Origin of the sequence: Haloarchaeobius iranensis (genome assembly GCF_900103505.1) — an archaeon.
GTDB lineage: Archaea > Halobacteriota > Halobacteria > Halobacteriales > Natrialbaceae > Haloarchaeobius > Haloarchaeobius iranensis.
Genome location: NZ_FNIA01000013.1, coordinates 12,726 through 36,117 on the forward strand (window position 1 = coordinate 12,726; position 23,392 = coordinate 36,117).

The 23,392-nt window shown below is 69.9% G+C and carries 21 protein-coding genes; 11 read left to right on the forward strand and 10 right to left on the reverse strand.

Annotated elements, in window-relative coordinates; genetic code table 11:
• Window positions 1-514: 514 nt before the first annotated feature.
• The 6 genes from BLT27_RS12030 to BLT27_RS12055 form a co-directional block, all read right to left on the reverse strand.
• Window positions 515-787, reverse strand: coding sequence for a DUF7553 family protein (locus tag BLT27_RS12030; RefSeq protein ID WP_089734215.1), 273 nt, complete (start codon window positions 785-787; stop codon window positions 515-517).
• Window positions 784-2,268, reverse strand: a complete 1,485-nt coding sequence (locus BLT27_RS12035; RefSeq protein ID WP_089734217.1) for a hypothetical protein — start codon at window positions 2,266-2,268, stop codon at window positions 784-786. Before BLT27_RS12035 ends, BLT27_RS12030 begins: the two co-directional genes overlap by 4 nt.
• Window positions 2,269-3,177 (reverse strand): hypothetical protein, encoded by a 909-nt coding sequence (locus BLT27_RS12040; RefSeq protein WP_089734219.1) that lies wholly within the window; start codon window positions 3,175-3,177, stop codon window positions 2,269-2,271.
• Window positions 3,178-3,266: 89 nt separating this feature from the next.
• Entirely contained in the window at window positions 3,267-4,217 is a 951-nt protein-coding gene (locus BLT27_RS12045; protein WP_089734221.1) for a DUF7536 family protein, read from the reverse strand.
• 45 nt (window positions 4,218-4,262) lie between these two features.
• Complete coding sequence (locus BLT27_RS12050; RefSeq protein ID WP_089734223.1) at window positions 4,263-5,615, reverse strand: MFS transporter; 1,353 nt, start codon at window positions 5,613-5,615, stop codon at window positions 4,263-4,265.
• A gap of 90 nt (window positions 5,616-5,705) precedes the next feature.
• Window positions 5,706-6,875, reverse strand: a complete 1,170-nt coding sequence (locus BLT27_RS12055; RefSeq protein WP_175526447.1) for a PQQ-binding-like beta-propeller repeat protein — start codon at window positions 6,873-6,875, stop codon at window positions 5,706-5,708.
• 407 nt (window positions 6,876-7,282) lie between these two features.
• Here BLT27_RS12055 and BLT27_RS12060 point away from each other — a divergent pair, with 407 nt between their 5' ends.
• The 3 genes from BLT27_RS12060 to BLT27_RS12070 all read left to right on the forward strand — a co-directional run bounded on the left by BLT27_RS12060 (window position 7,283) and on the right by BLT27_RS12070 (window position 9,980).
• Window positions 7,283-8,239, forward strand: coding sequence for a succinylglutamate desuccinylase/aspartoacylase family protein (locus BLT27_RS12060; protein WP_089734227.1), 957 nt, complete (start codon window positions 7,283-7,285; stop codon window positions 8,237-8,239).
• Window positions 8,240-8,328: 89 nt separating this feature from the next.
• Complete coding sequence (locus BLT27_RS12065; protein WP_089734228.1) at window positions 8,329-9,438, forward strand: pyridoxal-phosphate dependent enzyme; 1,110 nt, start codon at window positions 8,329-8,331, stop codon at window positions 9,436-9,438.
• Window positions 9,439-9,440: 2 nt separating this feature from the next.
• Window positions 9,441-9,980 (forward strand): NUDIX hydrolase, encoded by a 540-nt coding sequence (locus tag BLT27_RS12070; RefSeq protein WP_089734230.1) that lies wholly within the window; start codon window positions 9,441-9,443, stop codon window positions 9,978-9,980.
• Here BLT27_RS12070 and BLT27_RS12075 read toward each other — a convergent pair.
• A complete protein-coding gene (locus tag BLT27_RS12075; RefSeq protein WP_089734231.1) occupies window positions 9,970-10,626 on the reverse strand; it encodes a type IV pilin domain-containing protein in 657 nt (218 codons plus the stop codon). The two genes, BLT27_RS12070 and BLT27_RS12075, sit on opposite strands and share 11 nt — an antisense overlap.
• A gap of 382 nt (window positions 10,627-11,008) precedes the next feature.
• Between BLT27_RS12075 and BLT27_RS12080 the strand changes: the two genes are divergently transcribed.
• The gene (locus BLT27_RS12080) at window positions 11,009-11,944 is read left to right on the forward strand and encodes a branched-chain amino acid transaminase (RefSeq protein ID WP_089734233.1); all 936 of its coding nucleotides are present in this window, start codon (window positions 11,009-11,011) and stop codon (window positions 11,942-11,944) included.
• Between the two features lie 85 nt (window positions 11,945-12,029).
• On the opposite strand, the gene BLT27_RS12085 is transcribed toward BLT27_RS12080, so the two are convergent.
• Both BLT27_RS12085 and BLT27_RS12090 read right to left on the reverse strand, forming a co-directional pair.
• Window positions 12,030-12,683: a DUF502 domain-containing protein gene (locus BLT27_RS12085; protein WP_089734235.1), complete on the reverse strand. Its 654-nt coding sequence runs from the start codon at window positions 12,681-12,683 to the stop codon at window positions 12,030-12,032.
• Between the two features lie 39 nt (window positions 12,684-12,722).
• Window positions 12,723-13,562, reverse strand: coding sequence for a proline dehydrogenase family protein (locus BLT27_RS12090; protein WP_089734237.1), 840 nt, complete (start codon window positions 13,560-13,562; stop codon window positions 12,723-12,725).
• A gap of 346 nt (window positions 13,563-13,908) precedes the next feature.
• Between BLT27_RS12090 and BLT27_RS12095 the strand changes: the two genes are divergently transcribed.
• The 7 genes from BLT27_RS12095 (at window position 13,909) to BLT27_RS12125 (ending at window position 21,289) form a co-directional block, all read left to right on the forward strand.
• Window positions 13,909-14,454 carry a CDP-2,3-bis-(O-geranylgeranyl)-sn-glycerol synthase gene (locus BLT27_RS12095; protein WP_089734239.1) on the forward strand — a complete coding sequence of 182 codons (546 nt, stop codon included), beginning with the start codon at window positions 13,909-13,911 and terminating at the stop codon, window positions 14,452-14,454.
• Window positions 14,455-14,509: 55 nt separating this feature from the next.
• The gene (pyrE, locus tag BLT27_RS12100; RefSeq protein WP_089734241.1) at window positions 14,510-15,040 is read left to right on the forward strand and encodes an orotate phosphoribosyltransferase; all 531 of its coding nucleotides are present in this window, start codon (window positions 14,510-14,512) and stop codon (window positions 15,038-15,040) included.
• A gap of 178 nt (window positions 15,041-15,218) precedes the next feature.
• Window positions 15,219-17,162 (forward strand): threonine--tRNA ligase, encoded by a 1,944-nt coding sequence (thrS, locus tag BLT27_RS12105; protein ID WP_089734243.1) that lies wholly within the window; start codon window positions 15,219-15,221, stop codon window positions 17,160-17,162.
• 144 nt (window positions 17,163-17,306) lie between these two features.
• Window positions 17,307-18,023, forward strand: coding sequence for a phosphoribosyltransferase family protein (locus BLT27_RS12110; protein ID WP_089734245.1), 717 nt, complete (start codon window positions 17,307-17,309; stop codon window positions 18,021-18,023).
• Window positions 18,024-18,057: 34 nt separating this feature from the next.
• Window positions 18,058-18,900, forward strand: a complete 843-nt coding sequence (locus BLT27_RS12115; RefSeq protein WP_089734247.1) for a DUF4129 domain-containing protein — start codon at window positions 18,058-18,060, stop codon at window positions 18,898-18,900.
• Window positions 18,897-20,801: a DUF58 domain-containing protein gene (locus BLT27_RS12120; protein ID WP_089734249.1), complete on the forward strand. Its 1,905-nt coding sequence runs from the start codon at window positions 18,897-18,899 to the stop codon at window positions 20,799-20,801. The genes BLT27_RS12115 and BLT27_RS12120 overlap by 4 nt, the downstream gene beginning before the upstream one ends.
• A complete protein-coding gene (locus BLT27_RS12125; RefSeq protein ID WP_089734251.1) occupies window positions 20,798-21,289 on the forward strand; it encodes a DUF7519 family protein in 492 nt (163 codons plus the stop codon). The genes BLT27_RS12120 and BLT27_RS12125 overlap by 4 nt, the downstream gene beginning before the upstream one ends.
• Here BLT27_RS12125 and BLT27_RS12130 read toward each other — a convergent pair.
• Window positions 21,286-23,208 (reverse strand): DEAD/DEAH box helicase, encoded by a 1,923-nt coding sequence (locus BLT27_RS12130; RefSeq protein ID WP_089734253.1) that lies wholly within the window; start codon window positions 23,206-23,208, stop codon window positions 21,286-21,288. The two genes, BLT27_RS12125 and BLT27_RS12130, sit on opposite strands and share 4 nt — an antisense overlap.
• Window positions 23,209-23,392: the final 184 nt, after the last annotated feature.

A 23,392-nucleotide genomic window follows, 5' to 3' on the forward strand; every position in this document is an offset into this window, starting at 1 on the left:
CTGAACGAACTCGATGTATACGATATCGGGTAATGCTACCGAGTTCGCTGTACGCCGCTGCGCGGGGCGGATGAGCCGGAAGAACCGATTCAGAAGTAACTGGCGCGTTTGTATAATCACCCAACAGTCATTAAAAATTCAAACTATATTACATAAACTTGAGCGAGGCGCAAAATATTCTTTATTTATGAATATGATTCAAATATATTTCTTATTTTAGAATATGTGGTGACAACGATAACTGCGGCGATAACCGCGACCAACATTCTTAAACTAAGTGAAAGCTCGAACGCATCTCCGGCTGCGGTTCCTGCTAAACCACCGACAACCGCACCAAGAAGTGGCCCAGGCTTTTCTCTATTAGTTTCCGGCATAAGACAGTAGTCGTTGTTTATTAGCAGAACTCGGATTTGTAGTGTCCAGGCACTGTTGCGAAGGTCAATTTGCAGTAGAGGAGATCTATGATTAATGTCTTATGTTCATTGTAGAGGTATCGTTTACAATTTGAGATTCATCATACCCCAGGCAGGGTCTCCCGATAGGCGTGGATGTGCTCCAGCGCGGCGTCGACCTCCTCGCGGACGGCCGCGCCCTCCTCGTCGGCGATGTCGTCGAGGATGCGCTCGTGGCGTGCGAGCCGGCCGTGGTCGGGCCCGCGTTCGGCCTCGGCGTGGCGTTCGAACTCCTCGGCCTGTCGGTACAGCCGTTCGCGGGCGTCGGCGTCGGTGGCTGCCTGTGCGGCGGTGCGGACGTGCTCGCCGGCGGTCTCGAGCTGCTCGCGTGTCATACGTCGACGTACGACCGCTCGGGGGTTGTCGTTTGTGGTGCCAGCGATGTCTGCGCGAACTGATGACGTGGGGTCGTGCGGACGGCCGGTGGTGAGGGCGGCGTCTCGGCGGTCACGGGTGGCGTCGTCGACGTGGTGACCGCAGGTGCGGCGTCGGCGGTCGCGGTGGTGTTCGCCGCCGACTGGTTCGTCGTGAGTGCGACGGTCGACCCGTCGAGCGACACGGCGAGCGCGTCGAGCAGGCCGGGCCGGCCGACCGTGACGACCACGGTGGCGTCGTCGGGACGCGCGGTCGTCGCGCGTACGTCGCCGTCCAGCCGCCAGCGGTCGCCGGTTCGCTCGCCGCCGGCGTCGAAGGTGGCGTTCATCGCGTCGCGGAACTCGGTCGCGTCGGCGGCGGTGTCCCACCGGGTCACCCAGACGAAGCTGGCGTTCGCGGTCGGGCGTTCGCGGTAGGTGACGAGCCGGTCGTTCCCCCAGCCAGCGGCGGCTTCGACCGACGCCGGGACCGAGACGCCGTTCTCCAGGACGACGCGTGCGTACGCCTCGCCGAGCGTGTCGGTGGCCGAACCGCGCCACGTCGCGCCCTCGGCGATGGTCCGGACGTACAGCTCCGCCGGTGGCTCGCTGCCCGGGGCGAGCCCGTGGAGCACCTGCTCGCTGGTCGTCGGTGGCCGCTCGTAGAGCCCCTCGACCCCATCGAGCCCCGGGGAGTTGTTGCGGACGTAGTCGTACCCGAACCGGTACGCGCCCTGGCCGTGCCGGAAGGGAGTACCGGGGGTGGCCTCGGCGTACAGCGTCGCGGTACGCTCGCCGCCGGTCGGGGCGTCCAGCCCGTCGGTCTCGACGTACCGTGTCTCTGTCCAGACGGCGACACCCTCGACGATGCTCCGGGCGGTCCAGCGGGCGTCGGTGCTCGTGCCGCCGACGTTGCGGCGGACCGCCGACACCTGGTTGCGCTGGAACTGGACGACGTGGACGAACTCGTGGGCGAGTACGACCTCCAGCGCGGCCGGCGAGCCGTTGCCGGGGTAGAGGGTCACGCCGCCGAAGGGACTGGTCGCGCCGTTGGGCGTCCCCCGCAGGTCGCTGTAGCTGCCGGCGGTCTCGACGCCGACCAGCGCGCCGAACCGGCTGGTCCCGGTCGGGGCGCGGCGCTCGGTCACGTTCGTCCCGAACCACGTGGAGGCGTTCTCGACGGACACCTCGGTCGGCGGCTCGGCGGTCACGCCGAGCAGTGACTCGACGCGGTCGAACACCGGTGCGGCCGCGAAGGAGAGCCCCTCACCCCGGTAGCGGATTTCCGCGTCGGTGTCGCCACCCTGGGCGTCGGTGGGTCCGGCGGACGGCTGTTCGGTCGTCGTGGACTGGTCCGGCGTCGCGGTGGCCGTCGGCGAGCGGGTGACCTCCTGTGCGCCACAGCCCGCGAGGACGACCAGCAGGGCACAGGCGAGCACGCCCAGACGACGGCCGCGACTCATTCAGGCAGTCACCCGCCGTGCGGCCGTATCGACGCTCTGGTTCCCGCCGATGGGGACCGCGCCATCGGCCTCGGGCGGCAGCGTGACGTCGACGCCCTGGTCGTAGGCGACGAACTCGCGGCGGACGTCCACGACCTGCTGGAGCTCCTGCCCCCTGATGCTGACGGTCTCGTTCACGTGGATGTCAGAGCGCACCACGCGGTCCGTCTCGGTCGAGACGTAGAGCGTGGCGTCGAACCGGTGGACCTCGCCGCCACGGAAGTTGACGCCGCTCAGCTCGGCCAGTTCGGCGTCACTGGGACGGAGCGAGAGGACGTACACCTCCTCGCCGCGGACGCTCTCGGTCCCGGTGACGCTCACGTTCTCGGTGACGTTCAGCAGGTTCGTGTGCAGCTGGAGCGCGCTCCGGTTCCGCCAGAGCCGGTCGTAGCGGTCGGCGACGTTCTGGGTCACCCACTGCGAGCCGTACTGCCGCTCGAACGCCGGGCTCCGGACGTACAGCGAGTCGTTCAGCAGGTACGTCGTCTGGTTCACGGTCCGTCCCCCGGTCCGGACGCTCTGGTCGACGGCCAGGCGGCGCTGCTCGGCGTCGATGGTCACGGTGAACGTCGCACTGGTGGACTGGCTGGCAGTCGCCGTCGAGACGGTCTGGTCGAGCACGCCCTCGAGCCGGACGTCCGAGACGTCCCGAAGCGCGGTCAGCGCGGACTGGCGTATCTCGCGCTCCTCGGCGTCGGAGAACGCGTCTCCGCCGTCGTCGGTCGGCGTGGCGTCGGTCGTCGGGGCGTCGGTCGGCGTTCCGTCGGTCGGGTCGGTCGTCATCCCGGCGTCGCCCTGGTCCGTACAGCCGGCGAGCACGGGCGACGCGAGCAGGACGACGACCAGTAGGAGGGCCTTCGTTCGTTGCATCGTCTACGCCCGGCTTGGGACTGGGAGCCTATAACCCTTCGAGCGACTTTTCGGGGTCGGAAAACACGAGCGTCGAGCGGCGCGACCGGTCAGCCGCCGTCGTCGAGCAGGGACCCGACCTCGTCCGGGGACCAGTTCGCGGGCGTCGGGGAACCCCGGAGCGCGACCCCGAGCGCGACCCAGGCGAGCGCGAGCGGGACGACCGCGACCGCGCCGGAGACGGCGGTGGTGTCCGTGAGCGCCAGGGCGACGGCCAGCGTCCCAAGCACCGAGAGCGCGGTAGCCGCGTCCGCGAGCGTCCCGAGTTCGGGGCGTGCGACGGCCGCGAGCAGCACGGTCCCGACGGCGAGCGTGCCGACGCTGCCGGTGAACGGCGTGAGCGCGGGCTCGACGGCCGCCCCGAGGAACGGCGCTGGCTCGAGGAGCGCGGCGACGTGGACGCCCGCGACGCCGGCGGTCGCGAGGACGGTGCCGACAGGGTCGAGGGGGCTGCCGAGTCGTTTGATACGGGTGTGGGCGGCCCAGATACCGCAGACGACGAGGAGCACGGGAACCGAGATCCACGGCCGGACGGCGTCGGCGGCGGGGGCGACGCCCGCGAGGGTGGCGGCCGCCCAGAGCAGGCCCCCGACGGTCGCGACCGCGCCGCCGCGGCGGACCCACTTCGGCGGCGAGGCGACGGCCTGCGCGAGCGTCCGGACGGTCAGCGCGGTCGTGACGAACAGCGCGGTTGCGACCGCGGCGACGAAGCCGAGGACGGCGAACAGCAGGGGCGACTCGGGGCGGCCGCGGACGCCGGGTGCGACGCTCGGCACCGCGACGAAGAACCCGTACAGGGAGACGGCGAGGACGATGCCCGAGACGACGCCGACGCGGGCGTGGCGGCGGAACCCGAGCGCCTCGAAGAACCGGAGGAGCGGTGGGCGGCCGGGCCGGTGGTCGTCGGACGCCGGAGCGTCGGCCTCGCCCGCCGCGTCGCCGTCGGCGTCGACTGTCGGCTCCCCGTCGACCGGGCCGGCTGACTCGGTGGCGTCTGTCACGCCCGGGGCTTGGGGCGAGAGGGACAAATCTGCGTCGGTCTCCGGTCAGGTGTATGCCGCGAACTCCTCCCCGCGGACGAGGAAGTACCCGGTTCCGAGGAGGCCGACGACGGTGGAGAATCCGAACGCGACCGCCGGGCCGGAGTAGCCGAGATAGCCGGCGGAGCCGTACAGCAGCCCGCCGAACGCGGCGCTCGGGATGGTGAGCGTGTTCCGGACGAGGTAGTACGAGCCGGTGACGCGGCCGCCGGTGTTCTCCTCGGCGGGGCCCACAATGAGTGCCTTGTGCGCTGGCAGCCCGGCGAACCGGAGCCCGGAGAACGCCCAGACCGCGCCGACGACGACGGCCTCCGAGAGCGAGACGGTGCCGAGGAGGGGCAGCGAGTCGAGGACGACACCGCCGTCGGGCGCCGCCACGAGCATGACCGGGAAGACCGCGTAGACGAAGAAGCCGAGCGCGACGACGGGTTTCAGCCCGACGCGTTCGGCCAGGTTCGCCACGGGGACCATGGTCACGAGCGCGACGGCCATCTCGACCGCGAGGAACACCCCGAACAGGGCCTCCGGCGCGAGGTACACCCCGAACAGCGTCGCGTCGGTCGCCAGGTAGCGCGTGACCACGAGGACGGCGAAGCCGTACACCATCCCGTTCGCGAACCGGACGAGCGTGTCGCCGACGAGCAGCGGACGCAGCGGGTCGGGCAGGTTCGCGAGGTCGTCCCTGATCCCCGAGAGGCCCTCGAACTCCTTCCCCAGCGAGTCCTCCTCGGCCTCGTACAGCACGTGCTGGGTGAGCGTCCCGACCAGCGCGACGCCGACCGAGACGGCGAGCACGTACTGGAACCCGGGGTCGAAGCCGTAGACAGCGAGCAGGCCGGCGGCGACGAGCGGCCCCACCAGAAAGGCGGTCCGCCGGAACGTCTCCGTGCTGGCGAAACCCGTCGCGAGCCGGTCGTTCGGCACGCTCTGCTTGACGACGGCGAACGTCGCGCCCAGCCCGAACGACTTCCAGGCCTGCGCGAGCACCAGCCCGACGAACACCCACGCCCACGCCGGAACCCCCGCGATGGCCAGCGCCGGCGCGAACACCCAGACTGCGAACCCGAGTGCCGACGCCAGCCCGAACAGCGTGAGTGCGGTCCGGGAGCCGATGCGGTCCGAGATGGCGCCACCGGGATAGGGGTACGCCGCGCCGATGAGGTTCCCGAAGCTCCCGAACAGGCCGACCACGAGTTCGGTGCCGCCGAGGAAGAGGATGTACTCGCCCATGTACCGCCCCGTCATCTGGAAGCCGAGGCTGAACGCGAACATCGCGACCGAGAGCACGAACACGTCCCGCTCCAGCGCGACGAACTGCCGGAAGTAGGTGAGCGCGCCGGGCGTGTCGGCGTCCCCCATGGCTGGCTGGAGGTGCGGTCGGTTCGGGTATAGAAGGTTCGGTCGGGGAGTATGGAGGGGTACGTAGTCGTCCCGAGACGAGGTCCGAGTCTAAGAATCGGGAGACGCGTACGCGGTGAGGCTTGCGCTTCCTCCCTGGGGATTGGTCACCCCAAACAGGAGTTCTTCGGAGACGAACGTCGTGAAGACACCGTCGACCGTTCGGTCAATCGTACCGTCGAGTGCCACCTGGAACGTCCGGTACGTCCACGACCCATCAGTTCGTACCGTCGTGGACACGAACAGTGAGTCACGGCCAACGAACACGTTGCTTTGCCTGACCTCCCCGAGGGTTTGTTCCCATGTGACCGCGCCCGTCTCCCGGTCCAAGCCGACGAGTCGACCCGAAGACTCGACGACGAACACCCGGCTGTCAGCGACTGCCACTCGGTGTGGGTCCAGATTCGCGTCGGGGTCGTACTGCCAGTCTGGGGTCGAACTGTCGTAGGAGATCGCGACCAGTCCAGTATCGGTTACGACGTAGAGACGTTCTCCGTCACTCAACGGATAGTAGATGTTCGAGAGGGAGCTGGCGTCGGCCAGCCACTGTCGTCGCCCCGATTCGCGGTCGATTCCGAGGAGCACTTGGTTCTCGTCGGCGGACCCGGCGGTTGCAATCACGGTGTCGGCGTCCGGATCGACGACGTGCAGCCTGAGTGATTGCTGTGTTCTCGGACTGTCTGCTGGAAGTTCGTACTCCCAGTCGAGCGTCCCGTTCTGTGGGTCGCGTCGCTGTAGGCGTCTCACCTCTGTCTGGGAATCGTAGACCGTGCCGTAGGGGACGTCACCATCCGTCCAGCGTGGGACGAACTCCTCGGTTCGCCACAACGGCTCTCCGGTGGTGGCGTCACGAACTACTGAATCGGACAAGGCGTCAAACACTGTTCCACCGGCGTACCACGGTGATCCGCCGCTTGCCGTCCAAGCTGTCTCGCCGGTCGCAGCGTCAAGTGCCCGGAGTTGGCCGTCACGGCTGCCGAAGATGTAGCCATCACCCAAGACGAGATCCAAGGTTCGTGCATCCCGCGTCCAAAGCGGTACGAGCTCCCCCTCGGGTCCAGTCATCGCCACCCGGTTTGAGCCGTCGGGATTTCCCTCGTAGTAGATCGGCCAGGTACCACTGACGGTCGATGGCGCGCTCACGTCCTCTGCCGTCGTTTCGTCGGCCTGGTCGCCGTTTTCCGTACTGGTGGTCTGGTCGCCATCCGCGGTGCGGTCCATAGCGGTCGTGTCGGATGTGTCTGAGGTGGCGGGTGACGAACCGGAGTTCGATTGTGACAGACAACCAGCGAGCCCAGCGGTAATCGTTGCCCCTATACCTGTTACTACTGCCCGTCGATGTGCAACCCGGGACAGGTCGAAATCCATCAACAACCCACGATTAGCTGTCAAATGTTTAAAACTATCGGGTGGCCACCTCTCGGCCCGGAACTGATCTTCCACTAATCCACAGCGTTTGGAACGTCGACGTAGATACACACCATATCTACCCCCGATTTGAGGCGTTCAACGAGCCCCCGAATCGAGCATTGCCGGAGTACGTCCGCGCCACCCCACGAGACCCCCTCCCGTTCCGTCCCCCACCGTAGTCAGAACACCTAAAGGCGGACCGACCTATGGCTACGCTAATGACGACTCTGGGAACGGCCAGCGCGGCCCCCGGCGAGGTCGACACCGGTCGCCTCACGGTCGGGGAGACCCGCGACGGCAGTCCCGTCGGCCTGCCCGTCGCCGTCGTGAACGGCGAGCGCGACGGCAAGACGCTCTACATGCAGGCGGCGAGCGACGGCAACGAGTTGAACGGCGTCGGTGTGATACGCGAGGTGTTCCCGCAGCTGGACCCCGCCGAACTCGCCGGCGAGATCCGCATCGTCGGCATCGTGAACTACCACGGCTTCCAGATCGACTCCCACCGGAACCCCATCGACGACACGAAGCTGAACCGGACGTACCCCGGCGACCACGAGGGCACCTCCTCGGAGCGCATCGCGGCGGCGACGTTCGACGCGGCGCGTGACGCGGACCTCATCCTCGACCTCCACCAGGGGTCGGACAGCCGGATGATACACGAGACGCGGGTGCGCTGTGGCCGCCGCCACCGGATGCACCAGCGCTGTCTCGAGCTCGCGAAGGTGTTCGGCGCGGGACACATCCTCGACCAGAAGGGGCCGGACGGACAGCTCGCCCGCGCTGGCCCGGACGAGGGCATCCCGACCATCGACCCCGAGCTCGGGGGCACCGTCGGCTTCGACGCCGAGAGCGTCGCCGTCGGCGTCGAGGGGGTGTTCAACGTGCTCCGGCACTACGAGTTCATCGAGGGCGACACCGACCTGACGCCACAGACCCGCGCGTCGGGCTTCGACCAGTACGGCGCGCCGGCGGGCGGGCTGGTCGACTTCGCGGTCGACCTCGGCGACCGGGTCAAGCGCGGCGACACGCTGTTCCGCGTAACCGACGCGTTCGGCCAGCGCAAGGCCGAGGTGACCGCGGACTCGAACGGCCTGTTCTGGCGGACCCGCCGCCTCCCGCAGGTCGCGACGGGCGAGTACGTCTGCTCGGTCGGCACCGACATCGACAGCTACTGACCGCCCGGCAAACCTATCTGCCAGCCCTGCGACCACCCAGTCAGGCCCCATATCGGTCACACGCCTCCGACATCAGCCACATCCCTGCCATGACACTACAGAACCTCTACTGCCAGGCCTGCGGTGCGGAGTACGACGCCGGTCCGGACGAGCCGTGGCGCTGTTCCTGCGGCCACGCGCTGGACCTCGAGACGCCACCACTCCCCGAGGGCGAGCCGCTGCCGGTGAGCCAGCTCGACACCCGACGCGGGCTGTGGACGTTCCACGAGTTCCTCCCGGTTGACCGCGCGGTAACGCTCGGCGAAGGGTTCACGCCGGTCGTCGATGCGGGCCGCTGGGACGCCGAGTTCAAGCTCGAGTACGTCTCTCCGAGCGGCTCGTTCAAGGACCGCGGCGCGACGACGACGCTCTCGCGCGCCGCTGCCCTGGGCGTCGACAAGGTCATCGAGGACTCCTCGGGCAACGCCGGTGCGGCCATCGCGACGTACGCGGCCCGCGCGGGCATCGAGGCCGACGTGTACGTGCCCGGCGACGTGAAGCAGTCGAAGCTGATGGCCATCCAGCGCTCGGGTGCCCGCCCCGTCAGGGTCGAGGGCTCGCGCGAGGACGTGACCGAGGCGGCCGTCGACGCCGTCGAGTCCGGCGAGGGCTGGTACGCCAGCCACGCCTGGAACCCCGCGTTCTACGCCGGCACGATGACGTTCGCCCTCGAGCTCGCCGCCCAGCGCGACTGGACGGTGCCCGACGCGGTCGTGCTCCCCGTCGGCCACGGCACGCTCGCCCTCGGCGCGTACCGCGGCTTCGACCTGCTCGAACGCGCGGGCATCGTCGACCGGCTGCCTCGACTGCTGGTCGGACAGGCCGCCGGCTACGCTCCTATCGCCGACGAGTTCCGCGGGCTCGTCGCCGAGGACGAGGACGACACCGAGAACGAGATCGCCGACGGCATCCAGATATCGGAGCCAGCCCGTCACGCACAGCTCACTGCTGCCATCGAGGACTCCGGGGGCGACGCCATCGCTCTCGGCGAGCACGTCGTCGAGAACACGCTCGACACCCTCCATAGGGACGGCTTCTACGTCGAGCCCACCTGCGCCGTCGCCCCGGCCGCGCTCACGAAGTACCGCGAGCTCGGCGTCGTCGACGACGACGAGGACGTGGTCGTCGCGCTGACGGGGAGCGGGCTCACGACGCTCTGACCGTGACGACCTACCCCGCCAGCTTCTGCCCGGACTGTGGCACGGAACTCGACGAGCGCCAGCTCGACGGGCGCGAGCGTCGGTACTGCGAGGCCTGCGAGCGGATCGTCTGGCACAACCCCGCACCGTGTGCCGGCGTCGGTGTCGTCGGCGAAGAGGGCGTCTTGCTCGTCCAGCGCGACGTGCCCCCCGGCCGTGGCGAGTGGAGCGTCCCCGGCGGCCACCTGGAGGCCGACGAGCCCGCCCCCGTCGCGGCGGCACGCGAACTCGAGGAGGAGACCGGACTCCGGGCCGACCCCACCGACCTCGCGCTGCTCGACTGCTTCCACACCAGCAACGGCGACGGCAAGTACGTCGTCTCCATCGGCTACGCGGTCGCCGCCGACCGCTGCGACGGTACGGCGACGGTCCGCGACGAGGTACAGGCCGTCGGCTGGTTCACGCCCGAATCCTTCGCGTCACACGACGGCGTCCTCCACGGGGACCACACGGGGCGGTTCCGTGCCGCCTGGGGCTGGTTCCGGCGGGACGCTACGGCGTGACGGCGGTCCGGTTGTGGCCCGTGCCGACGGTCGTCTCCGCGAGGACCGCGGTGAAGTCGTCGCCGCGGTAGATGACGGTGACCGACTCCCCCGGCTGCACCACGTCGTAGGCCTGGCCCGCGTTCCGCTCCTGGATGACCAGGCGCTGGCCCGCGCTCACGTTCTCGGCCCACTCCAGGACGACACCGGAGTCCGACCCGTCGGTGTCGCCGGGCGGCCCCCCGCAGGTCCCGGCGGGCGACACGCGCTCGCCGTCGACCCGGCAGGGCTTGTTCAGGTCGTTGAACTCGTCGTCGTCGACCTCGACGACCAGCCCCGGGACGTCGAACGTGGCCGACGAACTCTCGCTGTCCTCGGTGCCGTTGTACACCGTCTCGCCGCCGACGAGGACGGTCAGCCGGTCCCGGTCGAGGCGGTCGCCGCCGACGTGCGTGACGACGACGGTGTCGTTCTTCGCGACGCCGTCCCCGAAGTTCGCCGACTCGATCGTGACCCGTGCCGACGGCGCGGGCTCGGGCGGCTCCTGCAGGAACTGCGGGACGTACACCGCCACCGTGACGACGGTCGCGAACACGAGCCCGACCATCAGCACGACCGCTATCGGCGACGTGGCCGCGTCCTCGTCGCTGGACTCGAGCGTGTTCACCGGCGGTTCCCCTCGTCTGCGTCCGTGTCCCCCAACACACCTCTATCGTCAGGCGGTACGGACAAATAGTTGACGGCGAACCGACATTCACCGGCACTCGGGGCGGGCGGACCTCGTCGCCGGCGGCGCGGATGTCGAACTCGAACGGCCGCGCCGACTCGGGCTGGGTGAGGACGTACCAGACCGCGTCGGCGACGGCGTCCGGGCCGGTCCACGCCTCGTGGTCGGGGACGCGCTCGCGCAGGGACGGCTCGTCGGTCTGCTCGCACGTGCTGGTCCGGGGGCCGACGCGGTACCGGACTGACTGGCCCGCATGTTGCGCCAACCGAGGGCCGGACGCAAATCGCCCACACCTATATGGGACGCAAGCATTGCCCCGACTATGAGCTTCGCCGAGATGGACGTGGACACGATCTGGATGGACGGGGAGTACGTCGACTGGGAGGACGCACAGATACACGTGCTCACCCACGGACTCCACTACGGAACCGGGGTCTTCGAGGGCGCGCGGTGTTACGATACGGAGAACGGCCCGGCTATCTTCCGCTGGGACGAACACGTCGAGCGGCTGTACGAGTCCTGCAAGCCGTACGAGATGGAGATCGACCACGAGCCCGCGGAGATCACCGAGGCGACGAAGACGCTCATCGCCGAGCAGGACCTCGCCTCCTGCTACATCCGTCCCATCGTCTACTACGGCTACAAGAGCCTTGGCGTCTCGCCGGGTGACTGCCCGACCCGGACCGCCATCGCGTGCTGGCCGTGGGGCACCTACCTCGGCGAGGACGCACTGGAGAACGGTATCAAGGTGAAGATATCCTCGTGGCGCAAGCACTCCTCCAGCCAGATCCCGACGAACGCGAAGACGACCGGCCTGTACGTCAACAGCCTCCTGGCCGGCGAGGAGGCCCGCCGCAACGGCTTCCGCGAGGCTATCGTCCTGAACAAGGAGGGTAACGTCGCCGAGGGCCCCGGCGAGAACATCTTCCTCGTCCGCGACGGGGAGCTGTACACGCCCGGGCTCTCCGAGAGCATCCTCGACGGCATCACCCGCGACACCGTCATCACCCTCGCCGAGGAACTGGGCTACGAGGTCCACGACAACGTCTCCATCTCGCGTGGCGAACTCAACACCGCCGACGAGCTGTTCTTCACCGGCTCCGCCGCCGAGGTCACGCCCATCCGGCAGGTCGACAACGTCGAGATCGGCGACGGCTCGCGCGGGCCGATCACCGAGGAGATCCAGCAGCGCTTCTTCGACGTGGTCAACCGGCGCACCGACGACCACGAGGAGTGGTTCGACTACGTCGACGCCTGAACTGGACGGCCTGATTCTACTGCGGTTCGCGGCTCTTCTCCCGCTCGCGCACCGCCACGACTCGCTGCGGCCGCTTCGAAGCGCCCTACTCCTTCTCTTCGACTTCGACCAGGTCCTCGACCGTCGAGTTGCCCATCCGTTCGGAGTCGCCGAACCCGGCCGAGAGGATGCGGGTGAGGGCGTCCTCGACGCGCTCGTCCGTCTCCTCGATCTCCTCGGGCGGAATCTCGATGACGAACCCGGTAGTGATGTTCGGTGCCGTCGGCAGGAACACCACCTCGCGGCCGTCCTCGGTCGTCTTGCCGGTCTTGAACGCGGTCAGGCGCATCCCCGGGAGCGGCTCGACGCGGACGGGCGTCTGGAGCGAGTCCGTGCCGCCGAGTGCGGTCTCGGCGGCCATCTTCGAGGCGTTGTAGACGACGCGCAGCCCGGGGACGCGGTTGGCCATGTTGTCGATGAGACCCTCGGCCAGGTTACCGACGGCAGTGCGCATCAGATAGCCGACAGAGAAGACGAAGACGACGAAGACGGCGAGGACGACCAGCACGCGGAGGGGTTCGACGAGGGTGCTCGCGACGCCCGACGACAGCCCGAGGTCGGTGAGCAGGTCGACCTTGATGACGCGCTGTGGGGTGACGGCGGAGATGACGCCGTACAGCCAGGCGATGACGTAGGCGCTGACGAGCACGGGCAGGACGACGATGAGACCCGATGCGAAGTCCCGTTTCCACGACGACATATACGCGACAAATCCCACCGCGGGGTTATGTCTCTGTTCCTATCGGCCGAGGACCGCCCGTAACGCGAACGTGACGTTTTCTTTCCGTTCGCGGACCCGCCGGTAGAAGTACGAGAGCCACTTCCCGCCGTAGGGGGCGTACTGCCACACCTCGACTCCCTCGCTGGCGAGGTCGAACTGGGCGTCCTCGCGCACGCCCATGAGCATCTGCACCTCGTAGGGGGTACCGTGTTCCGCGTGGAGGTCCCGTGCCATCGCGATCATCTCCGGGTCGTGGCTGCCGACCGCGATGCCGTCGTCGAACTGCTCGAACATCTGCGTGAGGAGGTCGCGGTACTGCCGGTCGACGCGGGACTTCTCCGTGTACGCGACCGACTGCGGCTCGTCGTACGCGCCCTTCACCAGTCGGACCTTCCCGGGCACGTCCGCAAGCCGCTCCAGGTCCTCGGGCGTGCGCTTGAGGTTCGCCTGGATGCAGACGCCGACGTTGCCGTCGGTCTCGCGGGCGTACTTCTCGAAGGCGTCGAGCGTCGCGTCGGTCGTGTGGCGGTCCTCCATGTCGACCCACACGAACGTGCCGGCCTCGTCGGCCACGTCGACGATCTCGCCGAGCAGCTCGTCGAACACGTCGTCGCCGACGTCCAGCCCGATCTGCGATGGTTTGATCGAGATGCAGGCGTCGACCTCGGTGTCGCCGATGTCCGCGACCAGCTGCTTGTACGTCTCGGCGTCGTCCTCGGCCGGCCCGCGCTCGTCGTAGTGCTCGCCGAGCAGGTTCAGGATGACCTTCACGTCGCCCTCGTTCAGCTCCCGGGCGTGCGCCAGTGCCTCCGCTGGTGTCTCCCCGGCGACGAACCGGCTCGCGATGGGTGGAATCATGCCCGAGAGTGGGGGCCGGTGGTACAAGAGGATTGATGTACCGGGCTGGGATGTCTGACCGCCGGTTCGACCGAGGCCGTGCACCACGGGCGGCCGGTTTACCTTCCTTGTAAACTCCGTTCGGTGACCCGGTGCGGGACGGAGTCCACCGAGGCCAGGCCCGCGAGACGCTCGGAGTCTACTGGCTGCGGGCGGCTCCGGAGCCGTCCTCGTCCGGGACGTGCCGGCTGTTCGTGGTCCTCGTCGTCGCGGGCTCCACCGACGCGACGGGGTCGCTGACACGACGAGTCCGTCGATTCGACGACGACCCAGACGCCTTAAGGTGGCCGGTCGATATCCCACGAACATGGACCTCGTCTCGACGGTGGTCGTCGCTTTCTGGGCGATGCTCCCCGCGTACGTGCCGAACAACGCCGCCGTCCTCCTCGGCGGCGGCCGGCCCATCGACGGGGGGCGGAACCTCGGCGAGCGGCGCATCCTGGGCGACGGGAAGACCTGGCGTGGGACAATCGTCGGCACGGGCGTCGGCGTCGGGCTCGCGCTGCTGCTCTCCGAGGTCGCAACACCGGTCGGTGAGGCCGTGAACGTTGCACTGCCGACGTTCCCGCTGCCGGTCGCGTTCGGGCTCGCCTTCGGCGCGATGGTCGGCGACATCGGCGCGTCGTTCCTCAAACGCCGGACCGGCCGGGACCGCGGGGCCGCGTTCCCCGGGCTGGACCAGCTGGACTTCGTCGTGGGAGCGCTCGCGCTCGCCGCCGCCGTCGACCCCGCGTGGTTCGGCGAGTGGTTCACGGGTCCCGTGCTCGCGGTCGTCGTCGTCGTGACGCCGCTGCTGCACGTCGGGACCAACGGGGTGGCGTACGCGCTCGACCTGAAAGAGGAGCCGTGGTGAGACAGCCCGATTGAATCCACGGGCCTTATTGTCGCCGGGCGCGGCTCTCAGTCCAATGACGAACGACGAGCTCATCTCGGCGCTGGTGGCGGCGGACGCGGTTCGCTTCGGCGAGTTCGAACTGAGCCACGGCGGCACGAGCGAGTACTACGTGGACAAGTACCTGTTCGAGACGGACGTGGACTGCCTGCGCCGGATCGGCGACGCGTTCGCGGAGCGGGTCGCGGACACGAAGCTGGCGGGCGTCGCGCTCGGCGGGGTCCCGCTCGTGGTGGCGACCGCACTGGCGGCCGACCTGCCGTACGTCATCGCCCGCAAGCAGCAGAAGGAGTACGGCACCGCGAACCTCGTCGAGGGGCGGCTGGACGAGGCCGAGGAGGTCGTCGTGGTCGAGGACATCGCCACGACGGGCCAGTCAGCCGTCGACGCCGTGGAAGCGCTCCGTGACGCCGGCGCGGTGGTGAACCGTGCGCTCATCGTCGTCGACCGGGAGGAGGGCGGCCGGGAGAACCTCGCCGACGTGGGCGTCGAGATGGAGGCACTCGTCACCGCGAGCGACCTGCTCGACCACGCCGACGATGGATAGCGCCGTGCGATAGAGTAGCACAGCTCGCATCGCAACCCTTTTCTTGCAGTCTCGGCTATTGAGATGTACGATGGTAGGTGTCTGCTTTACAGGCCGGGCGGCAGCCCACTTCTAACATCAACGTCCACCTACCGTTCTCCGCGTTCGCAGACACCGACCAGAGACATCCACAACAGCCATGTCCCAGTCAGAATCCGAATCACAGATAGCGGTCGTACTACCGGACGGATCCGAACTCTCCGTCCCCGAGGGAGCCAGCGTCGAAGACGTCGCCTACGAGATCGGGCCCGGTCTCGGTCGGGACACCGTCGCGGGCAAGATCGACGGCGACCTCGTCGCCAAGGAGGCCGAGGTCCACGACGGCGCGGCCATCGAGATCGTCACCGACGGCTCCGACGAGTACGTCGAGGTGATGCGCCACACGGCCGCCCACGTCCTCGCGCAGGCGGTGAAACGACTGTACCCGGACGCCGAACTCGCCATCGGCCCACCGACGGACGAGGGCTTCTACTACGACTTCGACGACATCGACGTCGACGCCGACGACCTCGCCGACCTCGAGGACGAGATGGCCGACATCGTCGAGGCCGACCTCGAACTCGAACGCGAGGAAGTGTCCTACGAGGACGCCAAGGAGCGCCTCGCCGACGAGCCGTACAAGCTCGAACTGCTCGACGAACTTCACGAAGAGGGCGCGCAGATAACGTTCTACTCCCAGGGCGACTTCGAGGACCTCTGTGCCGGCCCGCACGTCGAATCCACGGGTGAGATCGGCGCGTTCGACCTGCTCGAGATTGCCGGCGCGTACTGGCGCGGCGACGAGGACAACGAGATGCAGACGCGCATCTACGGTACGGCGTTCGAGAGCGAGGACGATCTCGAACAGTTCCTCGACCGCAAGGAGGAGGCCGAGCGACGCGACCACCGCAAGATCGGCAACCAGATGGACCTGTTCTCCATCCAGGACGTGACGGGGCCGGGGCTGCCGCTCTACCACCCGAACGGCAAGACGGTGCTGCGCGAGCTCGAGCGGTTCATCGAGGACCTCAACCTCGACGCGGGCTACGAGTACGTCGAGACGCCCCACCTGTTCAAGACGGACCTCTGGAAGCGCTCGGGCCACTACGAGAACTACGAGGACGACATGTTCCTCTTCGAGGTCGACGACGACGAGTTCGGCCTCAAGCCGATGAACTGTCCGGGCCACGCCGCCATCTTCCAGGACCAGTCCTGGAGCTATCGCGACCTGCCGGTGCGCTACGCGGAGGACGGGAAGGTGTACCGCAAGGAGCAGTCGGGCGAGCTCTCCGGACTCTCCCGCGTCTGGGCGTTCACCATCGACGACGGCCACCTGTTCGTCCGCCCGGACCAGATTGAGGCGGAGGTCGAGCAGATCCTCGACGCCATCGACACGGTGCTCGACACGTTCGAGCTCGACTACGAGGTCGCCCTCGCCACGCGCCCGGAGAAGTCCGTCGGGAGCGACGAGATCTGGGAGAAGGCCGAGTCCATCCTCGAGCGGGTCATCGAGGAGCACGAGGACGACTACGTCATCGAGGACGGCGACGGCGCGTTCTACGGCCCGAAGATCGACTTCGCGTTCGAGGACGCCCTCGGCCGCAAGTGGGACGGCCCGACGGTCCAGCTCGACTTCAACATGCCCGAGCGCTTCGACCTCTCCTACGTCGGCGAGGACAACGAGCACCACCGCCCGGTGATGATCCACCGCGGCGTCTACGGCTCGTACGAGCGCTTCTTCATGGTGCTCATCGAGCACTTCGAGGGCAAGTTCCCGTTCTGGCTCGCCCCCGAGCAGGTCCGCATCCTCGCCATCTCGGACGACAACCTCGACTACGCCTACGAGATCGCCGAGGAGTTCGACGAGTTCCGCGTCGAGGTCAACGACCGCGACGCGACCATCGAGCGGAAGATCCGCGGCGCACACAACGACCGCGTGCCGTACATGATAATCGTCGGCGGCAACGAGGAGGAGGCCGGCAACATCTCGGTGCGCGACCGCAACGAGAACCAGGAGTACGACGTCGAGATCGACGCGTTCCGCGACCACCTCCGCCGCGAGCGCGACGAGAAGCACGTCGAACCGGACTTCCTGCTGGACTGATTTCGCTCCGCCGCCGCTGCCCTCTCCACCGCCGCTGCCGCCCTCTCCGTTCTCCCGGGCCCACCCGAACATTGCACGTCTGTGGACACCGACACCGGTTTTCGATTCGACGTATTCATACTTGTGCAACCGTGTAACTCGGTCATGAACCGCGCAGAGAAGGCGGCGCTCCAGCTTCGCGCCGTCGACGTGCTCCAGATGTTGAAGGAGACGCGCACCTACGACGAGCTCGCCGAGGTCACCGGTCTCCCTGCGGGCGACCTGAACCGCTACGTGAACGGCCACGTCCTCCCGAGCGCCGAGCGCGCCCGCGAAGTCGTCTCCGGCGTCGGCCACGAGGCCCTCGGCGACGAGCTCGAGGCCAGAATCGAGGTCGACGACGAGGGCTACGTCGACAACTCCGCGGCCGTCTTCGACCAGGCGTTCCTCGACCTCGTCGCGCCGGTCGCCGCCGACGCCTACGAGTTCGAGCGGCCGGACGCCGTGCTGACCGCGGCGACGGACGGCATCACGCTCGCGGCGGCGATGGCGAGCTACTTCGGCGCTCGCTGTGTCTACGCGAAGAAGAGCAAGGAGACCGCAGTCGAGGAGTTCGTCGAGGCCCGCCAGCGCCTCCAGTCCGGCATCGAGCTCACCTACTACCTGCCCGCCTCCTCCCTCTCCGCCGGCGACACCGTCCTGGTCGTCGACGACCTCATCCGCTCCGGCGAGACCCAGGAGCTGCTGCTCGACATCGCGGACCACGCCGGCGCGACGGTCGGCGGCGTCTTCGCCCTCATCGCGGTCGGCGACGAGGGCACCGAGCGCGCGGCCGCGCTCACCGACGCGCCCGTCGGCGCGCTGGTCGACGTCGAACCCTGAGCCTTTTCTTCGCCGCGCTCGCGGATGTGACCAGATGCGACCTCGCTCCGCCCTTGCGACGGCCGGCGGCCTCGTGGGCGTCGTCGCGCTCGCGGCGGCGCTCTCCACGCCGGCGACACCCGTCACCGCCAGCGTCGGCACCGGCGGGGGCCGGGTCGTCGCCCGTGCGGTCGCGGCGGTCTTCGCACTGCTCGCGGTCGTCGCCGCGCCGCTGCTCCTGCCGGCGCTCGGCCGCGAGGGCCTCACGGAGTCCATCGACCTCAGGCTGGCCGCCGTCATGATCCTTCTGGCCGGCGTCCTCGCCGCCGTCGTCGCGTTCCTGCTCGCGAACGCGAGCGGGGGTGGGACCTCCCTCCCCGCCGGCACCGGTAGCGGCCCGCTCGGCGCGGCGGACCAGTCCACGCCGGACACGACGACCGGTCCCGGCGGGACCGGACTCGCCGGGCTGGCGGTCGTCGCGGCCGTCGGGCTCGCGGGTGCCGGGCTGCTCTGGCTGCGGCTCCGGACCACGACCGACACACCGACCGAGGCGGACGACGCGGACACGGCCGCGACCCGGGCGGCCGTCGCAGCGACGGCCGGTACGGCCGCGGAGCGGCTGGTCAGGGGCGACAGGCCGGTCGACAACGTCGTCTACCGGGCGTGGCGCGAGATGACCGCCGCGCTGGACGTCGGTGCGCCCGCGTCGACGACGCCCGGCGAGTTCGCCGCGGCGGCGGTCGACGCCGGGTTCGACGCCGACGCCGTCGCCGACCTGACCGACGTGTTCGAGACGGTCCGCTACGGCGACGAGGCCCCCGAGGCGTACGCGGACCGGGCGCGGCGGGCGCTCGAACGGATGGAGGCGACGACCGACGGGGGCGGTCCGGAGCCGTGAACCGTGCGCTCGCTGCCGGCGGGCTCGCGGCCGTCGGCGTCGGCCTGCTCGGCCTGTTCGAACTCGGGGCCGGCGTTGCCGCCGCGTTCGCCGTCGTGACGCTGCTCCTGACCGCGTGGCTCGCCAGCAGCGTGGTCGTCGACGGGCGCGACGAGCGGACGCTTCCGTCCGTCGAGCGGGCCGCCGGGACCGAGCCACCGGGGGCGAGCATCGCCGACGCGTTGGGCCAGTTCGTCGGCGGGGGCCGCGTCGGCCGCTCCGCACGGGACCTCCGGGGCGCGCTGTCGGCGGCCGCCGTCTCCGCCCTCGTCCGGGCCGGCGACCGCTCGCGGGACGAGGCCGAGTCGGCCGTCGCCGCCGGCACCTGGACCGACGACGCCCGCGCCGCCGCGTTCCTCGCCGACGGCGACGAGGACGACGCCTCGTGGCGCGACCGCCTCCCGTTCGGCGGCGGGTCGACGCTCCGGGACGACGTCCGGGCGACCGTCGACGCCGTCGCGAGCGTCGCCGGGGTCGAACGTGCCGGCGACGCACCGGTCTGGTTCGCCGTCCGCCCCGGGACTCCCGTCGAGACGGTGCCCTCGCTGCCTCCGGACCACGACGGCGGCCTCTACGTCCGCGAACGACGGTCGACCGGGCGCTGGCGCGGGCTACGCGCGCTCGGCCTCGCCACGCTCGCGGTCGGGACCCTGCTGCGCTCGCCGTCGGTCGTCCTGCTCGGCGCGCTCCCGTTCGGTTACCTCGGCGCGGCCGCGCTCGGTGCCAGCCGGCTCGGGGCCGACGCCGGCCGCGACGCACCCGACATCGCCGTCGAGCGGACGCTGGCCGACGAGGGCGTCGCCCCGGGCGACAGGGTCGCGGTCGAGCTGACGGTGACCAACGAGGGCGCGTCGACGGTCGCTGACTGCCGGCTGGTCGACGGCGTGCCCGTCGGGCTCCCGGTCGTCGACGGGTCCGCCCGCGCCGCCGTCACGCTGGCCCCGGGCGAGTCGACGACGCTCCGGTACGCGGTCGCCGCCCGCCGCGGGAGCCACGCGTTCGGCCCGACGCTTGCGGTCGTCCGGGACGGGACGGCGGCGCGGGCGGTCGAGTGCCTGTGTCCCGCGGCGTCCACGCTCCGCGTGCTCCCCCGCTTCCGGGCGAGCGGGACGGTGCCGCTCCGCCGGCAAGCCACCCGTGCCGCGGGCGAGATACGGACCGGTGACGGTGGCGAAGGGACGACGTTCCACGCGACCCGGGAGTACCGGAAGGGCGACCCCCTCTCCCGCGTCGACTGGCGACGCTGGGCCCGAACCGGCGAGTTCGCGACCGTCGAGTTCGAGCGCGAGCGCGCGGCGACGGTCGTCTTCGTCGTCGATGCCCGTGCCGCGAGCTACGTCGCGCCCGACCCCGAGTCCGAACACGCGCTCGACCGGGCACTCGGCGCGGTCGCGTCGCTCTACCCCTCGCTGACCGACGCCGGGAACCGGGTCGGCCTCACCGCCGTCAGTACCGCCGACTGCTGGGTGCCGCCGGGCGCGGGTGCGGGCCACCGCGCCCGGTTCCGGGAGACACTCGGCACGCACCCGGCGCTGTCGTCGGCCCCCGAGGGCACCAACCTCGCCGCGCGGCAGGCCATCGCCCGGCTCGACCGCCGGCTGCCGTCCGGCGCGCAGGTGCTCCTGCTCTCGCCGCTCTGTGACGACTACGCCGCGGCGATCGCCCGCCGCTTCGAGGTCGGCGGCCACCCGGCGACCGTCGTCAGCCCGGACCCGACGACGACGGACTCCCCGAGCCAGACGCTGGCGCGGGTCGCCCGCGAGAACCGGGTCCACGACCTCCGCGAGGCCGGCGTGACGGTGGTCGACTGGGCGTGGGACGAGCCGCTCTCGGCAGCGCTCGAACGGGGTGAGCGACGGTGACCGCGCGGCCGACCGGCGCGGGCGCCTGGGCGAGCCTCGTCGCGGGCGGGGTCGCGCTCGTCGTCGCCAGCCTCGCGGGCGTCGGCACGCTCGCCCTCGGCGGCGTCGGGTTCGGCCTGCTCGCGGCCGGGCTGTGGCGCGGCGTCGCGCCCGGTATCACGCTCGGGTCGCTCGGGCTCTTCGGGGCCGTCGTCCTCGCCGGGACGGTGCTCGCCCCGCTCACGACCCTGCTCGGCGGCCTCGGGGCGGTGGTCGCGTGGGACACCGGCCACCACGCACGGAGCCTCGGCCGGCAGCTCGGCCGCGAGAGCCCGACGCGCGCCGTCGAACTGCGACATCTCGGGTACGCACTCGCCGTGGGGGCGACCGCGGTCGGCGTCGGCTACGGCGGCTACCTGCTCGTCGTCGGGCGTCTCGGGGCGGGCTCGTCCGCGCTGCTGTTCGCGGGAGCGGTCGCGCTGCTGGTCGCGTTCGGACGCGAGTTCTAGGCCTCCCGTTCGACCAGCGCCTCGCGCGTCTCGCGGATGACCCGGGCGACGCTCTCGACCTCGCCGCCCTCGTCGGCGATGTAGCCAGCGATGGACTCCGTGGCCGCGAGCAGCCACGCCGCGCGCTCGGCGATGCGGCCCACGTCGCCCGGCCCGACGCCGTACTGGTTCGCGAGCTCGTCCAGCGCGACACCGTCGGCCCAGTCCGCGAGCATCAGCGCGGTCTTGAACACGTCCAGCCAGCGCTGGAAGTCGCCGTCGAAGCTCATCACCGACTTCGTGAGCTCGCTCTCGCGCCGGGTCGCCGCGTCCGTCACGCGGCCGGCCTCGTCGTTGCGGACGTACAGCGTCGGCATGTCGCTCGTGTCGCAGACGAGTTCGAGCACGGTCAGCGGCGTCACGCGCGGGAGGTCGGCCGCCTGCTCGATGGCGTCGACGACCGACCGCCCGGTGACGGGGTCGACGTACACCCGGGAGACGAGCGCCCCGAGCCGGGTGGCCGCGAGCCCCTCGCGACGCTCGAGCATCCCCGACGCCGCGAGGTAGTCGAGCACGTCGCCGACGACGGAGCCGAGTTCGTCGGCGGCGCGCTGGTGCCCGTAGAACGTCTCGTCGAGGAGGTCGAGCACCTCCGTTCTCGAGTCGGCGAACCCCGACGCGACCGTCGAGAGCACGTGGGTGCGCAGGGCGCGCTCGCTGTCGAGCTTCGAGGTGACGCGTTCGGGCTCCGCGCCGACGTAGCGGTCGCGGAGCTCGGCCGCCTCCGCGGCGTCGCCGGCGACCAGCAGCGCCTCGCCGTAGGGGTCGAGGTGGGGACGGCCCGCCCGGCCGAACATCTGGTGGACCTCGAGGACGGGGAGCGGTGCCATCCCGTCCCCGTCGTAGCGCTCGTGGTCCCGGACGACGACCCGGCGGGCGGGGACGTTCACCCCCGCCGCGAGCGTCGGCGTGGCGACGATGACCGTCAGCTCGCGGTCCCGGAAGGCGTCCTCGACGACCCGGCGCTGGTCGGCGGAGAGCCCGGCGTGGTGGAACGCGACCGCGTTGGCAGCCGAGCGCGCGAGGTCGGTCCCGGTGCCGGTCGTCGCCAGGACCCGCAGCTCCTCCGCCACCTCGGCGGCATCGTCGAGGAACTCGTCGGCGAGGTCGTCGGCGAGTGCCTGGGCCGACCGCCGCGAGGAGACGAACACGAGGCACTGGCCGCCGTCGTCGACCGCGTCGCGGGCGAGCGCGATGGCCGGCTGGTCGCCGCCCGTCGGCACGTCGCGCTCCTCGCCGTCGTCGAAGACGGCGGTCTCCTCGGCGTAGACGCCGGTCTTCAGCTCGACCGGCCGCCAGTCGCTCGCGACGAGTTCGGCGTCGAGCCAGTCCGCGATCTCGGCGGCGTTGCCGACCGTCGCGGAGAGCCCGACGAGCTGGATGTCGGGCGTGAGCCGGCGGAGCTTGGCGACGGTCACCTCCAGCGTCGGCCCGCGGCCGTCCTGGTCGAGCAGGTGTATCTCGTCGACGACCGCGCAGTCGACCGCCGATATCCACTCCGCGCCGTTGCGAATCGCCGAGTCGACCTTCTCGCTGGTCGCGACGACGATGTCGTGCTCGGCGAGGTCCTCGTCGGTCGCGTCGAAGTCGCCCGTCGCGATGCCGACGCTCACGCCCGGCAGCTCGGTGAACTCGTCGTACTTCTCCGTCGCGAGCGCCCGCAGCGGGACGACGTACACCGCCGGCCCGTCGCTGGTGAGCATCGCGAGCTGGGCGACGAACGTCTTGCCCGACGCGGTGGGCACCGCCGCAAGTACCCGTTCGCCCTCGCAGACGCCGGCCTCGACGGCCGCCTGCTGTGGCGGGTAGAGCTCCTCGACGCCCTGGGCCTCGAAGTGCGCGACGAAGCGCTCGGCCAGCGGCAGGTCCGCGACGTGCATCTACCACGGTGTTCGGCGGGATGGTATAAAAAGTGGAGCCGCGCCCGGGGCCCGCGAGCCGGTCCGGAGCCATCAGGGGTCGCGGGAGCAGTCGGGCAGCCGCGGACGCGTTTCCCGGTGTGCAATCGTGTAATTATACACGATTGTGTGTGTGTCCCACCGTTGTTTTTCCGTAACGCTCTAG